Origin of the sequence: Nostoc sp., from assembly GCF_036919615.1 — a bacterium.
Classification (GTDB): domain Bacteria; phylum Cyanobacteriota; class Cyanobacteriia; order Cyanobacteriales; family Nostocaceae; genus Nostoc.
Genome location: NZ_JBALCN010000046.1, coordinates 207,292 through 220,935, shown reverse-complemented (window position 1 = coordinate 220,935; position 13,644 = coordinate 207,292). Strand labels below are relative to the sequence as shown.

Here is a 13,644-nt window from a genome sequence, read left to right as displayed (position 1 = left end):
CTGGCTTGCCGCCAGTTGAAGAAGAAGTCAGAAGTCAGAACAAGAAAGCGGGGGATTCAAACCCGCCACTCTCTTACTCAGGAACTTCGTACTGTGCTTGAGTTTCAAACTCTTAAATACTGATTAGACAGGCAGGGGGTTTATTGGGCGTTAATAGCTAAACAGAGCTAATTATACGCGTTAGCCTCAGCCAGGGAGGCGACTCCCTAACTTAGGCTAATCGTCTAAGAAGCTGCGGACTGTAATTTTTCTAGTCGTGCCAGCACTTCTGAACTGTGAATGGTTGGGTTGACTTTGACAAAAGTCTCGCGCAAGACGCCCTGAGGATCGATGATAAAACTGTGGCGCATCGATAAAAAGCCGAGCCACGAACCGTAAGCTTTACTCACTGAACCATCAGTATCAGCCAACAGGGGGAATTTTAGTCCCTCTGAATCACAGAATTTGGCGTGGGAATCAATGTCATCAGCACTGACGCCTATAATCTCGGCATTTTTTTCGAGGTATTGGGGTAAGTCTTGCTGAAAACGACGAGCTTCTATAGTACAACCAGAGGTGAAGTCTTTAGGATAAAAGTAGAGGACTAACCACTTACCGTGCAAGTCAGAGAGGGAAATTTTGCCATCACCTGTGTTGGTTGGCAAAGTAAACTCTGGTGCGGGTTGATTAATTGCAGGAAGTTTACCACCAAGAGCATCAGCAGCAGGGGTAAAATTCAGCCAGCTGATCACAGAAATACAGCTGGCAAATAATATGCTTAAAAAAGTGCGGTGGGAAATCATGGTGCAAATCAGAATCACAACTTTACACAAGTTTACAATTCTTGGTTACTAGTAATCTCACTCTAAATGTGATTCAGGAGGAATATCTGTGCTTTCGATGTATTGACTATCTAGGAGAAAGGCCCCCTTCGCAAAGCGAATACCCCAATATCCACCAGGTCTGCGGTCAATGACTATACCCTCTTCGCCAATGTGAATTACATCGGGTGGGCGCAGCATGGGCATAGGTTCAGCAGTTTTGACGTAGGCTGGTAGTGCCACAACACGGACTTTACTACCAATTGCGAATTCTTTGGACATCTTAATCAAGCTAGGAGTTTTGAATTAACTCATAACTCATAACTAACTTGAAAGTCTACTAAATGGGGCATTGGGGAGCTACTGTGTTGATTTTAGCGTAGCGAGTAATCGAGCGTCCGTAGGAGCGTCGGCAGTCCGGTCTTCTTCCTTGGCGCTAGGGCGTGTTTTTAAACTCAAAAAGTAGGTTGGGTTAAGAGTAGCGCAACCCAACCTACTTTTAAGTCTAATTTGGGGTTTGAAAACAGTCCCTAGCCTCTCTCAAAGGGAGAAGGTGGGAATAAATAGGGAAAGGGAAAGGGGATGAAGTTTTCCCCTTTCCGCATCTTCTGCAAGAAGTCTATTAATTTTTGATTATGGAAAACAATGCCTGGACATCAGTGCTTCAGCGATATGATGAGTAAATCTAAAACCTGTTGCAGGCGAGGAGCGGGATTTGGGTAAGCAGTGAGCGGTTGGATCATAATCTATCTTGGGATGAGATGGGCAGCACTGCCCACCTCAGACTTATTAAGTATTTTTTGAAAGATTGGAGATTATCCGGGATTGCTTTGTTGACGATTTTGACGGAATTGCTCTAGTTTTTGGCGCTGTTCGGGGGTGTAGACCGCTTGAATCTGTTGTTTCTCAGACTGCCGAATTTGTCGGATTTCGGTTTTCTGTATTTCACTCAGATTTAAGTCAGCAAAACCACCTTTTCCACGATCGTGATGCTGACCTGGTTGCCGTTGACCTGTTTGCCCCTGAGCCTTACGTGCTTGCCACTCAGCTCGACGTGCTTGTTTGGCCGCCTCTAATTTTGCCTTTTGTTCTGGGGTGAGAACTGCTTCCATTTTGGTGCGGCTATCGCGCTTAATTGCCTGAATTTGGGTTTTTTGGGTATCTGTTAGACCTAAGTCTTTCCAAGGGCCCCTGTGTGGAGTTTGTGCAAGTAGCACGGGTGAAGGAGAGGCTGTTTGGGCGTCAACAGCAAAGGAGGTTGCAGTTAAAGTTAAGGCGATCGCTCCAGCGACTAGCGATAATGCTTTGAGTTTCATTACTTGTCTGGTGGTTTTTTCTACTTGGATGCCACCATCATAAGAACTTATCTTCAGTAGTCACATGAGGAGAAAGTCATGCTTTTACCCATGACTTTAGTCATGATGGAATTTTAACAAACATGATTGACAATAAATAGTTAGTAGTTGGAGTTGGGAGACGCGATTAATCACGTCTGTACAGTAGTTAAGAGTTTGGAATGGTTAAGATTTATTATGATGATTAAAATTTCTATTATGATTAATTTATAAACTCTTGTTTAACTGATTACATAATGTTTTGATAACTTGCATTTCCTCTTAATTTATCACTCAGCAAAAAGTTGAAACGGCGGAAACGGCTGCTTAAATATAACTCCTGTACAGACGCGATTAATCGTGTCTCTACTCCTAACTCACTCATAACTAGAGCGAAGCAACTGATGAGTCATCCAATTCAAATTAAGAAACACCCTTTTCCATCTTTGCTTTATCTGGAGTGGACACTACTAGCCATTACTGCATTAACGGCAGTTATACCACCTCCGTTACGGCGAGGTCATCTTAAGCCTCCAGAACTATCAATTTGTGGTGTATTTCCAGACTTGTCAGTTTGTGGCATATTGCCAGAAGTGTCGATTTATAGTCTGATTATTTTTGCATTAATGGGCTTAAGATTACCCAGGAGTAATCAGATAAATAAGGTAATTTACACAGCTAGTGAAATTTTATTGATTTTAGTAATTGGACTTTTTGGTGAGAGATTTTCTCGGCTATTTCCATTTTTATACATAATTTTAGTTACTCGCAGTTGTCTAATTTTTAAATTACCTGGGCGGTTATTTGTCACAATTTTATCGTTTACCTTATTTTTAGTTACGACACAACTGAAATACCAATTATTCAATTTTCAAACATCACCACAAGCACAAGAACGATATCGATTTCTGATTTTGAATTCATCGTTGGTATTTGGCTTAAGTTTAGTTTTTGTATTGTTGATGATGAATGCAGTATTATCTGAACGTCACAGTCGAGAAAAACTAGCGATCGCTAATGAAAAACTCGGTCAATATGCCATGCGAATTGAAAATCAAGCTACCTTAGAAGAACGTAACCGCATTGCTCGTGAAATTCATGATTCATTAGGACACTCTCTGACTGCTTTAAATCTGCAACTAGAAACTGCTTTAAAATTATGGCAATCTAACCCAGGTAAGGCTGAAACATTTCTAGCAACAGCAAAGGAGTTAGGTTCAAAAGCGCTAAAAGATGTCCGCCAATCTGTTTCTACTATGCGTTCTAATCCCTTACAAGAGCAATCTTTAGAACGTGCGATCGCTAGTCTTTCAGAAAATTTTCATCGCTCAAATAGTATTTTACCAATTTGTAAAATTAACATTGAATATTCTCTACCACCTGAAATTAACACCGCTATTTACCGGATTACTCAAGAATCATTGACTAATATATCTAAATATGCATATGCAACCGAGGTTAAACTTGAGGTTACTACGACAAGAGGTAATTTACGATTGATAATTCAGGATAATGGTAGAGGTTTTGATTTAGGGCAAAATACTACTGGTTTTGGACTTCATAGTATGCGCGATCGCACTTTAGCACTTGGAGGTGAGTTTAAGATTAATAGCGCTCTTGGTTGTGGTTGCAAAATTACAGTTAATATTCCCTTAATAAGGTTGACATAATGATTAGAGTGTTGTTAGTAGACGACCAAAGTTTAATTCGTCAAGGATTAAAAGCATTATTGGAACTAGAACCAGATTTAGAGATAGTGGGAGAAGCAGAAAACGGTGAACAGGCGATTAATTTGGTTGCTGAATTTCAGCCAGATGTAATATTGCTGGATATCAGAATGCCAATTATGGATGGAGTTGCAGCCACGCGGGAAATTCAAAAACGTTTTGCTAAAACTAGGATTTTAGTACTGACGACTTTTGATGATGATGAATATGTGTCAGCAGCTTTGCAAAATGGGGCAATGGGTTATTTATTGAAAGATACACCCTCAGAAGAATTAGCTGTTGCTATTCGTGCCGTTCATAAAGGATATACTCAATTAGGCCCAGGTATAGTTAAAAAGCTGTTAACTCAGTTTTCTAATCCTGCACCAACCCAGTCATCAGCTGTACCATCTAGTTTAGCTGAACTTACTCCTAGAGAAAAAGAGGTTTTGCGGTTAATTGCTACAGGTGCTAGTAATCGAGAAATTGCTCAGAAACTCTACATTTCTGAGGGAACTGTGAAAAATCATGTTACAAATATTTTAAACAGGTTGAATTTGCGCGATCGCACTCAAGCTGCTATTTGGGCAAATACATATTTATCCTATTTGAATGAACCAAGTTAAATTATTCGTAATTCCTAATTTTAACCTCTAGATTAGCTGTAGGGTGTGTTACCGCGTTAGCGTAACGCATCATTTTGGGGTTTTTGGTGCATTACAGAAGCCGTAATACACTCTATATCTAATGGAAAAATTAAATTTTTTATAGCTTATTTAAACAACTCTAAGCATTCATGTTTCAAAACGTCTTTTGTGACTTTGATACTTCTAAATGACTTAGCGATTACCTCTTCACAAGATATACTAATTTGTGATTGATTTACAGTGATTAAATCTTGAATTGAAGCACCATATACAATTTCTGATAAACCACTCCAAACACAAGCAGTTGCACACATCGGACAAGGTTCGCCAGTTGTATATATGCTATAACCTTCTAAAGAAGGGTTTTTCAGTTTAGCTGTTAAACTACGAATGACGTTGATTTCTGCATGGGCTGATGGATCGTTGTCTCTCCTCACAGTATTATGAGCTACTGCCATGACTTCCTTATCTTTAACAATCACTGCACCGTAAGGCGCATCGCCTTCTTTTGCTTCTGCCAAAGCTAAACGCATAAAATATTCTGGGTTCATATAAGCTAGGGTTAAGATAAAGATAATGATTAATAATATCGTATTTCTAATGTTATAACTGGGAATTATGATTAGTTAATGGTCGAATATGTTACTGAGCAGACAAGAAACAGAATTTTACTTAACAGACCTAGAAACACCATTAGGTAAAGCGATTAATTTAACACTTGCTGCGATGGTGCTACTATCATCAGGAATTTTTGTAGCAGAAACTTATAATATTCCTGAATCTGTGCGGTTTCAGTTGAATGTAGCCGATATTGCGATCGTCATTATCTTCGCCGTGGAATATTCACTCCGCTTATGGAGTGCAGAAAATAAAATTAAGTATATTTTTAGCTTTTATTCGATTATTGATTTAATGGCGATTTTGCCATTCTTTCTAGGAATGGTGGATATTAGCTTTATCCGCCTACTACGATGGTTTCGGATTTTACGATTAATCAGATTTATAGATAGGAAATTTTTATTCGCCAGTATCAGCACTGAAGATGGGATGATTTTTGCGCGAATATTATTTACATTATTTGCAATTGTTTTTATTTATTCTGGCTTAATTTATCAAGTAGAACATCCGGTTAATCCTCAAAATTACAGGACATTTTTTGATGCATTTTATTTCTCTGTTGTCACAATGACAACTGTGGGATTTGGCGATGTTATTCCAATTTCTGAATTAGGGCGCTTGCTAACAGTACTGATGATTTTCACCGGAATTGCGCTGATTCCTTGGCAAGTGGGGGATTTAATTAAGCGAGTGGTGAAAACTGCTAATCAGGTAGAAACAGTTTGTTCAGGTTGTGGTTTGGCTTTCCATGATCTAGATGCTGGGTTTTGTAAAAGGTGCGGAACTAAATTACCTAGTCGCAGGGTTGATTAAGAACGGGCAATTAGAAGCTAAGTGTGGATAGTTCACGCTAAAATAATCATTCTCCGGCAGCTGCTCAGGAAAGAGAATATAACCAATGCCTAACCTCAATCTCATTTCAGAATATAAAAGCTTTGGTGGCAAACTCGGCTTTTACAGTCATCCCTCCTCAACCTGTAACGGTGAAATGCGCTTTGCTGTCTATCAACCACCACAAGCAACTCAAAAACCTGTACCGATTCTTTATTTCCTCTCTGGGTTGGCTTGCACCGAAGAGAATTTTATGGGGAAGGCGGGGGCGCAGCGCTTTGCGGCTGAGTACGGTTTGATGCTGGTTGCACCAGATACTAGCCCTCGTAACACAGGTATTGCAGGTGAGGATGATAACTGGGACTTTGGCACAGGTGCGGGCTTTTATGTTGATGCTACAGAAGAACCGTGGCGTCAACACTACCAAATGTATAGTTATGTCGTCCAGGAATTACCCGCTTTAATTACCGCAAATTTCCCCACCCAACCGGAAAAACAAGGCATTTTCGGTCATTCGATGGGGGGACACGGGGCGCTAGTCTGTGCGATCAGAAACCCAGAACTCTACAAATCAGTATCAGCCTTTGCACCTATCACTGCACCTATGCGTTGTCCTTGGGGTGAAAAGGCTTTCAGCGGTTATCTTGGCAGCAATCAAGAAAGTTGGCGTGCAAATGATGCTAGTGAATTAGTCAAGCAAGTAGGATATCACAGTCCAATTCTTATTGACCAAGGGACTGCTGATAAATTTTTAGCTGAACAATTACTGCCAGAGGTGTTTGAACAAGCTTGTGCAGATGTTAACCAGCCGCTAAACTTGCGTTACCAAGAAGGCTATGACCACAGTTATTATTTCATCGCCAGTTTTATTGAAGATCATATCCGTCACCATGCGATCGCTCTTGCTTAATTTTACAGGTATTTAGAATTAGGGCGTAGGCGTAGCCTGCCGTAGGCATCGCGAACTATCTCCATCCCATACTTCCTAAAATCTACAAAATCTCATCAATCAGTACTGTACCACCGTCACAAAAGTCTATACCGAGATGACAATCTTCAAGCAGCGCAGTTCCAATCAATGGACGACGACCTATTCCTAGAACTATAACCTCACGCTCTATACCATTCCACACATCTGTTACACGATAAGCAAAGCCTGCAATACTGGAATCATCGGCAAGGTTGGCATCAATTCAAGCCACATAGGGGAGTTGAAGCTCATTAACGACCGCAATTGGCAGGGTCAGAAAGCCATTTAAAACCTGTATCTACTAGGACTTACGCACCAGTTACGGAATAACGAACCGCAGAGGCGCAGATAAGCCAGTGCGCCCTTGCGGTTCCCCGACTTAAAGCAACTGGCGCGACACGGAGAAATCAGAGTTTCAGAGATATTTTGCGTAAGTCCTATCTACAACAAATTCAATTTCCACATCTGACCGTCCTGGAGGACGAACTATTACACTCATTCAAGCTTGTAGCCCAACCACAGTACCGTGTATCACTTACTACTCTGTCCTAATTAATGTCCCACCAATTGAAATAATTTTGCCAATATTTTCTGCTGTCTCAATTTGAGTACGGAGATTTTCATAATGTTTTTTGCCCCGTCGAGTAATTTCTTTGCCGCTAAGTTTAGGGTAAACCATAGCCATTCTCCGTATTCCGGCGCTAATTATTTGTTATCGATATTCTAAACTAGAATACCCAATTCAAGCGATTGCCCAATCACGGTCGATCTGTCTACTCAATCCAGTCTATGGGAAATGGGCGATCGCCCCTTTTCTCAACCGAAGGATGTGATCGCTAACTGTTGCCGAAAAGTGGGAGAGCGATCTCTACGATGGGCTATTCAGCGTTGCACTTTGTTTGAGAAGAATGAATGTTAGGTTTCCTTACATCAACTCAAGCTATAAGATTAGGCGATCGCACTTACATTGGGCGATTACGCCATTGCACTTAATAGTGCTTTGATTGTTCCATTGTTTTCCCGCTCTGCAATAAATTGCGGGCTAATAGCTAAAGTGCGTTGAAACGCACTGAAATTAAAGAAATTAATATGAATTGGGACTGATGGGTTAGACCCCCTATCAATTCGCCAACAGTCTCATTCTATTCGCCCAATACTTTTCAAACATCCTCTAATTTATAACCCTTTTTATAGGGGCAATTCATGAATTGCCCCTATAAAAATCATCCGATTTTGCTAAAACAAACTATTTTGTCAATTAAGCACTCACAATATAAGGCGAGTCGATCGCTGCTACACGACTAGCGTCTACCAAAGCTTGGTATACCATCACAGTTACCTCAGCGCGAGTAGCATCGCGGGTAGGATTGAGTTGTTTGAGGTTCGGGTGATTGACGATAATCCGCTTGTCTATAGCTTTTACTACCTCATCCTTGGCATATTCAGGAATCTTTGCTTGATCATCGAAAACTTTGATAGTTGCTGTACCATCAGCAGATAACCCTAACCCATTCACTAGGGAGACAATCACTTGCACACGCTGGATATTTTTGTTGGGACTGAAGGTATTGTCGGGAAAACCAGAGAGAAATAAACCTTGATATGCCTGCTGAATTACCTTGGATGCCCAGAAGTCTGCTGGTACATCTTTGAATTTAATAACGGGGCGATTTGGCGATGGGTTGAAAGCTTTTACCAGTAATGCGGCGTATTGCGCCCGTGTCATCGTCGCATCAGGTTTAAATGTGCGATCGGGAAAACCATTAACTATCCCTAATTTGACTAATTCCCGAATAAACCCACCTGCCCAATGATTTGCAATATCGGTTAATTCGATAGTAGGTGTTGGAGTTGGAGTTGGCGTTGGCGTGGGAGTTGGAGTTGGCGTGGGAGTTGGAGTTGGAGTTGGCGTGGGAGTTGGAGTTGGAGTTGGCGTGGGAGTTGGAGTTGGCGTGGGAGTTGGAGTTGGAGTTGGCGTAGGTGTGGGAACCGAATTATCTGCAAATTCTACGTTTCCCGTGACTTTAGACGCATTTATTTTATTTCCTACGGAAACTAGCTTGTTGGAACTAGCATTTTGCAAATCAAATTTACCGTTATTCTGTAGAGTATTGCCTCCTGGATTATTGGTACTGCCGATATCCGGTAGAGCAGTTCCAATTATTGTGATCCCATCGTCAGTGTTATTTTCACTGACATTGTTACGCAATACAGGACGAGTACTACCAGAGATGACAATTCCAGAACGGTTTTCAGAAATTTTGTTATCTCGAAGTAGGGGTGATGCAGTATCACTAATGGCGATGCCAAAACCTGTTTTGAAGAAGGTATTACCTTGAATTTGACCTTTGGAATTTTTAGCGATCGCAATCCCATTGGCTGCATTCTCACTAAACACATTACCTAGAATAACTGGGTTGGCCTCGCCTGTAGTAAATACTCCCTCCCGCTTACTATTGATGAAGGTGCTATTAGCAACAGTAGGGGTAGTTGATTCAATCCAGACACCACTACCACGGCTAGCCAGATTTGTTACAGTCACTCCCCGGAGTTCAGCTTTATCTAGTAGCACAAATGTGACATTCTGACCTGCAAAAGTACGGCTCAGGTAGTTACCACTCCCTTCAATCAAAATGCCATTACCTTTGTTAGCTTCATTTCCCACCACTGTCACACCAGATGCAACCGTTAGCGGAAAGACTTCACCGCTATCAGCATTATAATTCCCATTTGTTAGTTGAATCTTAGTGTTATCTGTAGCTACTTTAAGGGCTTGCGTAATAGTTTTGAACGGAGCTTGTTGGCTACCAAGGTTGGTATCGCTACCTGATACTGAATTTACGTAAAAAGTCTGAGCCATATTTATACTTCCAAAAAATACATAGCTATCTTAGCGCTAACTATAAAAGTGAGTAGCAGTTGATGCATTAAGTAACTTAAAGTAATTTTCAGTGCAAAGTTAAAAAATTACGCAAATGCTTTTGGGTTCCACTGGTACTCGACAACCCAAAATTCCTGGGTGGAGAGTGGGGAGTTAGGAGTTAGAGGTTTTGAGGTGAATGAACGGAGTTATAAGGTAGTAGAACGACGTAAGTAATTAAAGGTTTGTAGTGTACCCCTTTGGGGAAGCAAGCTACGTGTAGCGTCTCGTAGAGAGGACTAAAGTCCTCTGGTGCATCCGCTACGCCAACAAAAAAGGGCTAGAGCCGCTTACTACGAGCTTAATTACAATAATGTTACATTGTCAAACGCCAAGTTTGATTTATTCCCGCCGACTTATTTAGGTGTTTTGCTCCTTTTTCAAATCACTGTATTTTCTGTAGCTTTGGTAATGTCGCGGAGAATCGACTCAAAGTCTTGACGAATTTCAGCGAGTTGTCTTACCCCAGTGTTAAAAGCAGCGATCGCACTTTCTTCTTGTTGACGTGCGGCTGCAATTTGCTTGTCAATCTCGCCGTAAACTTGTAATTCTACTTCTGCGAGCAGATTTTATATTTGACTTTCAAGATTTTTCGCAATGGCAATAAATTGGCTTGTAATCTTTTGACGTTCTTCAGCCATTTTATCTAAGCATAACTGTTTGACCAGGCTTTTTGCGATCGCCAAAAGATAGTTGAAAAATCTAGCTGAAAATCTTGAAAAGCATACCTGCTATTTCAGCTTTTCTGTCAATGCGTAAGCCCTAATGATATCGAATTCTTATATCAATATCCTAAAGTTGAAAAATTTTTTGTTGCTATAAAATGCAATAATGGCTTTGCCTAATGTTTTAAACAACTGTGATGTTACGGTTGTTAAGCTATGAGTTTCTTCCTAATGATTTTATAATAAGTATTTGGACTTATCTATGTAATGCAAATTTTACCTTATTACTGTGAAATTAATTACAGGCAGTTGAGATGTCGTCACAACAAATTACCTGAAGTAGATTACCAATCTATTTTTACATATATCTTGCTCTCTCAATAATTTTTATTTGCATCTACGCTCTAGCGTAAATGTTGTGATATTTTCATTTTCTGCTACCGTATCTAGCCCTAAAAAGGGAGAAGCAGGGAGAGTAGTTTCCCCTCTGCCTCTTTTCACTTATCTCCTCTTAATAGGGCCACTTCCAATCGCGAATTTCCGGCATATCGTCGCCGTACTTGTCAATGTAGTGCTTATGTTCGATTAGCTTATCTTGCAAATGCTGCTTGACATAAGCTGCCCTATATCCTAATTTTGGCACGCGCTCAATTACGTCCATCACTAGATGGAAGCGATCAAGCTCGTTAAGAACAACCATATCAAAGGGGGTGGTGGTAGTTCCCTCTTCCTTGTAGCCACGCACATGCAGCTGATCGTGGTTGGTGTGGCGATAGGTTAGGCGATGAATCAGCCAAGGATAGCCATGAAAGGCAAAGATAATGTGTTTATCGGTGGTGAAAATCGTGTCAAAGTCTTTTTCACTCAAACCGTGGGGATGTTCGCTTTTTGGCTGTAGTGTCATCAAATCGACTACGTTCACTACCCGCACCTTTAACTCAGGGAATTGCTGGCGCAGAATGTCTACAGCCGCCAAGGTTTCTAAGGTGGGAACATCCCCAGCGCAAGCCATCACTACATCTGGTTCGCTGCCTTGGTCGTTGCTTGCCCATTCCCAAATACCGATGCCTTTGGTGCAGTGCTTGATGGCAGCATCCATGTTGAGATATTGCAATGCTGGCTGCTTTCCAGCAACGATGACATTGACATAGTTGCGGCTTCTCAAGCAGTGGTCAGTTACTGATAGCAGAGTGTTGGCATCGGGGGGCAAATAAACGCGGACGATCTCTGCTTTCTTATTGATTACATGGTCAATAAAACCGGGGTCTTGGTGGGAGAAGCCGTTATGGTCTTGTCGCCAAACGTGAGAGGAGAGTAGATAATTGAGGGAAGCAATTGGTCTACGCCAGGGAATATGTCTGGTAGTTTTCAACCATTTGGCATGTTGGTTAAACATCGAATCAATGATGTGGATGAATGCCTCGTAGCAAGTGAATAACCCGTGACGCCCTGTGAGGAGGTAGCCTTCTAACCATCCTTGGCAAGAAGTTTCGCTGAGAATTTCCATCACCCGACCGTCGGGGGAAAGGTGGTCATCTTCGGGGTAAATCTCGGCTACCCAAGTTCTATCTGTGACTTCCAACACGGCGTCCAAACGATTTGATGCCAATTCGTCGGGGGCAAATATGCGGAAGTTGCGACTTTCTTGGTTAAGTTGCATAACATCCCGCAGGAATTTGCCAGTAACTTTGGTAGCTTCAGCGATCGCTTTGCCTGGTTGGGAGACATTTACGGCATAGGTTTGAAAGTCGGGCATCTTCAGGTCGCACAGCAAAATACCGCCGTTGGCGTGGGGATTGTCACCCATGCGTCGATGCTTTTTGGGAGCCAGTTCTGCTAGTTCGGGAATCAGCTTACCGTTGCTGTCGAAGAGTTCTTCTGGTTTGTAACTCTTCATCCAATCTTCTAGGAGTTTCAGGTGTTCTGACTTTTTGGCTATTTCGCCCAAGGGAACCTGGTGCGATCGCCAAGAACCTTCAGTTTTTTTGCCATCTACTTCCTTGGGCCCTGTCCAACCTTTGGGGGTTCTCATGACAATCATTGGCCACTGGGGACGTTCGGTGAAACCATGTATGTGGGTTTCTCTTTGGATGCTTTGAATTTCGGCGATCGCTATATCTAGAGTCGCCGCCATCTGCTGGTGGACATCTGCGGGATCGTCACCTTCTACAAAGTATGCTTTGTAGCCGTAGCCTACAAATAAACTCTCCAACTCCTCATGGCTAATCCGTGCCAGTGTCGTTGGGTTGGCAATTTTATATCCATTTAGATGCAGAATGGGAAGTACAGCACCATCACGCACCGGGTTAAGAAACTTGTTGGAATGCCAACTAGTCGCTAAAGCACCTGTTTCAGCTTCACCATCACCGACAACAGCAGCAACGATCAAGTCAGGGTTATCAAAGGCAGCACCGTAAGCGTGGACGAGGGAGTAACCTAGTTCACCGCCTTCGTGGATCGAACCAGGAGTTTCCGGTGCAACGTGGCTGGGAATACCACCAGGGAAAGAGAATTGTTTGAAGAGTTTCTGAATTCCTTCAGTATCCGGCGATATGTTGTGGTAATACTCGGTGTAAGTACCTTCTAGGTAGGTATTGGCTACCAGTCCTGGGCCTCCATGACCAGGCCCAGCAATATAGATCATGTTTAGGTCATATTTTTTAATCACCCGATTCAGGTGAACATAGATAAAGTTCAGCCCTGGTGTTGTTCCCCAGTGCCCCAAAAGTCTGGGTTTGACGTGTTCCAGCTTTAGCGGTTCTCTGAGCAGCGGATTGTCGAGTAGATATATTTGCCCAACGGAAAGGTAGTTAGCTGCACGCCAGTAGGCATTTATTTTACCTAATTCTTCATCTGTTAAAGGCTTTATCTGTGGAGTCGTAGCTAATGTCATTTCGACACTCCATTCCAAAAGGATTTTGACCAGTTCATCCGTATGTAATTTTACTTATTTTTCAGATGATGTCCATCTACCCATGATGAATTTTTCCAGTCTTTGTCACCAGATTCCTTGGCTCTGGGTAGAGGATGGAGAGCGATATCTACGACGGGCTACACCTACACTATTGATTAATCCTATCAATCAGCATTTTCTTCATCTAGAGCTTTCTGTACAAATTTTTGCAAGTTACTATGACTTACGCACCATTCCAA

The 13,644-nt window shown here is 41.9% G+C and carries 12 protein-coding genes; 4 read left to right on the top strand and 8 right to left on the bottom strand.

The genetic code is table 11. The features are described from left to right. Window positions 1–224 precede the first annotated feature (224 nt). From V7K48_RS15535 to V7K48_RS15525, 3 genes are all read right to left on the bottom strand, one after another. Window positions 225–782, bottom strand: coding sequence for a peroxiredoxin (locus V7K48_RS15535; RefSeq protein ID WP_335073932.1), 558 nt, complete (start codon window positions 780–782; stop codon window positions 225–227). 57 nt (window positions 783–839) lie between these two features. Then, window positions 840–1,082 carry a regulatory protein SipA gene (gene sipA / locus V7K48_RS15530; protein ID WP_334978375.1) on the bottom strand — a complete coding sequence of 81 codons (243 nt, stop codon included), beginning with the start codon at window positions 1,080–1,082 and terminating at the stop codon, window positions 840–842. A gap of 533 nt (window positions 1,083–1,615) precedes the next feature. Further along, complete coding sequence (locus V7K48_RS15525; RefSeq protein ID WP_335073877.1) at window positions 1,616–2,116, bottom strand: Spy/CpxP family protein refolding chaperone; 501 nt, start codon at window positions 2,114–2,116, stop codon at window positions 1,616–1,618. Between the two features lie 422 nt (window positions 2,117–2,538). Here V7K48_RS15525 and V7K48_RS15520 point away from each other — a divergent pair, with 422 nt between their 5' ends. Both V7K48_RS15520 and V7K48_RS15515 read left to right on the top strand, forming a co-directional pair. Next, entirely contained in the window at window positions 2,539–3,804 is a 1,266-nt protein-coding gene (locus V7K48_RS15520; protein ID WP_335073875.1) for a sensor histidine kinase, read from the top strand. Continuing rightward, window positions 3,804–4,466 (top strand): response regulator transcription factor, encoded by a 663-nt coding sequence (locus V7K48_RS15515; RefSeq protein ID WP_335073873.1) that lies wholly within the window; start codon window positions 3,804–3,806, stop codon window positions 4,464–4,466. The genes V7K48_RS15520 and V7K48_RS15515 overlap by 1 nt, the downstream gene beginning before the upstream one ends. A 146-nt stretch (window positions 4,467–4,612) precedes the next feature. Here the strand turns inward: V7K48_RS15515 and V7K48_RS15510 are convergent, their stop codons facing one another. Further along, window positions 4,613–5,038, bottom strand: a complete 426-nt coding sequence (locus V7K48_RS15510) for a nucleoside deaminase (RefSeq protein ID WP_335073871.1) — start codon at window positions 5,036–5,038, stop codon at window positions 4,613–4,615. Window positions 5,039–5,126: 88 nt separating this feature from the next. Here V7K48_RS15510 and V7K48_RS15505 point away from each other — a divergent pair, with 88 nt between their 5' ends. Both V7K48_RS15505 and fghA read left to right on the top strand, forming a co-directional pair. After that, the gene (locus V7K48_RS15505) at window positions 5,127–5,918 is read left to right on the top strand and encodes an ion transporter (RefSeq protein WP_335073869.1); all 792 of its coding nucleotides are present in this window, start codon (window positions 5,127–5,129) and stop codon (window positions 5,916–5,918) included. A gap of 85 nt (window positions 5,919–6,003) precedes the next feature. After that, entirely contained in the window at window positions 6,004–6,846 is an 843-nt protein-coding gene (gene fghA, locus V7K48_RS15500) for an S-formylglutathione hydrolase (RefSeq protein ID WP_335073867.1), read from the top strand. Between the two features lie 82 nt (window positions 6,847–6,928). Here the strand turns inward: fghA and V7K48_RS15495 are convergent, their stop codons facing one another. The 4 genes from V7K48_RS15495 to V7K48_RS15480 form a co-directional block, all read right to left on the bottom strand. Next, entirely contained in the window at window positions 6,929–7,069 is a 141-nt protein-coding gene (locus tag V7K48_RS15495; protein ID WP_335073865.1) for a hypothetical protein, read from the bottom strand. A 375-nt stretch (window positions 7,070–7,444) separates the two neighbouring features. Further along, a complete protein-coding gene (locus V7K48_RS15490; protein ID WP_335073858.1) occupies window positions 7,445–7,585 on the bottom strand; it encodes a hypothetical protein in 141 nt (46 codons plus the stop codon). 579 nt (window positions 7,586–8,164) lie between these two features. Beyond that, the gene (locus V7K48_RS15485; RefSeq protein WP_335073855.1) at window positions 8,165–9,766 is read right to left on the bottom strand and encodes a DUF1565 domain-containing protein; all 1,602 of its coding nucleotides are present in this window, start codon (window positions 9,764–9,766) and stop codon (window positions 8,165–8,167) included. Window positions 9,767–11,002: 1,236 nt separating this feature from the next. Further along, window positions 11,003–13,384 carry a phosphoketolase family protein gene (locus V7K48_RS15480; RefSeq protein ID WP_335073853.1) on the bottom strand — a complete coding sequence of 794 codons (2,382 nt, stop codon included), beginning with the start codon at window positions 13,382–13,384 and terminating at the stop codon, window positions 11,003–11,005. Window positions 13,385–13,644 lie beyond the last annotated feature (260 nt).

Excerpts from the sequence above, each read along its gene's own strand:
- V7K48_RS15535 (WP_335073932.1), bottom strand. The coding sequence starts at position 782 with ATGATTTCCCACCGCACTTTTTTAAGCATATTATTTGCCAGCTGTATT.
- sipA (WP_334978375.1), bottom strand. The coding sequence starts at position 1,082 with ATGTCCAAAGAATTCGCAATTGGTAGTAAAGTCCGTGTTGTGGCACTA.
- V7K48_RS15525 (WP_335073877.1), bottom strand. The coding sequence starts at position 2,116 with ATGAAACTCAAAGCATTATCGCTAGTCGCTGGAGCGATCGCCTTAACT.
- V7K48_RS15520 (WP_335073875.1), top strand. The coding sequence starts at position 2,539 with ATGAGTCATCCAATTCAAATTAAGAAACACCCTTTTCCATCTTTGCTT.
- V7K48_RS15515 (WP_335073873.1), top strand. The coding sequence starts at position 3,804 with ATGATTAGAGTGTTGTTAGTAGACGACCAAAGTTTAATTCGTCAAGGA.
- V7K48_RS15510 (WP_335073871.1), bottom strand. The coding sequence starts at position 5,038 with ATGAACCCAGAATATTTTATGCGTTTAGCTTTGGCAGAAGCAAAAGAA.
- V7K48_RS15505 (WP_335073869.1), top strand. The coding sequence starts at position 5,127 with ATGTTACTGAGCAGACAAGAAACAGAATTTTACTTAACAGACCTAGAA.
- fghA (WP_335073867.1), top strand. The coding sequence starts at position 6,004 with ATGCCTAACCTCAATCTCATTTCAGAATATAAAAGCTTTGGTGGCAAA.
- V7K48_RS15490 (WP_335073858.1), bottom strand. The coding sequence starts at position 7,585 with ATGGTTTACCCTAAACTTAGCGGCAAAGAAATTACTCGACGGGGCAAA.
- V7K48_RS15485 (WP_335073855.1), bottom strand. The coding sequence starts at position 9,766 with ATGGCTCAGACTTTTTACGTAAATTCAGTATCAGGTAGCGATACCAAC.
- V7K48_RS15480 (WP_335073853.1), bottom strand. The coding sequence starts at position 13,384 with ATGACATTAGCTACGACTCCACAGATAAAGCCTTTAACAGATGAAGAA.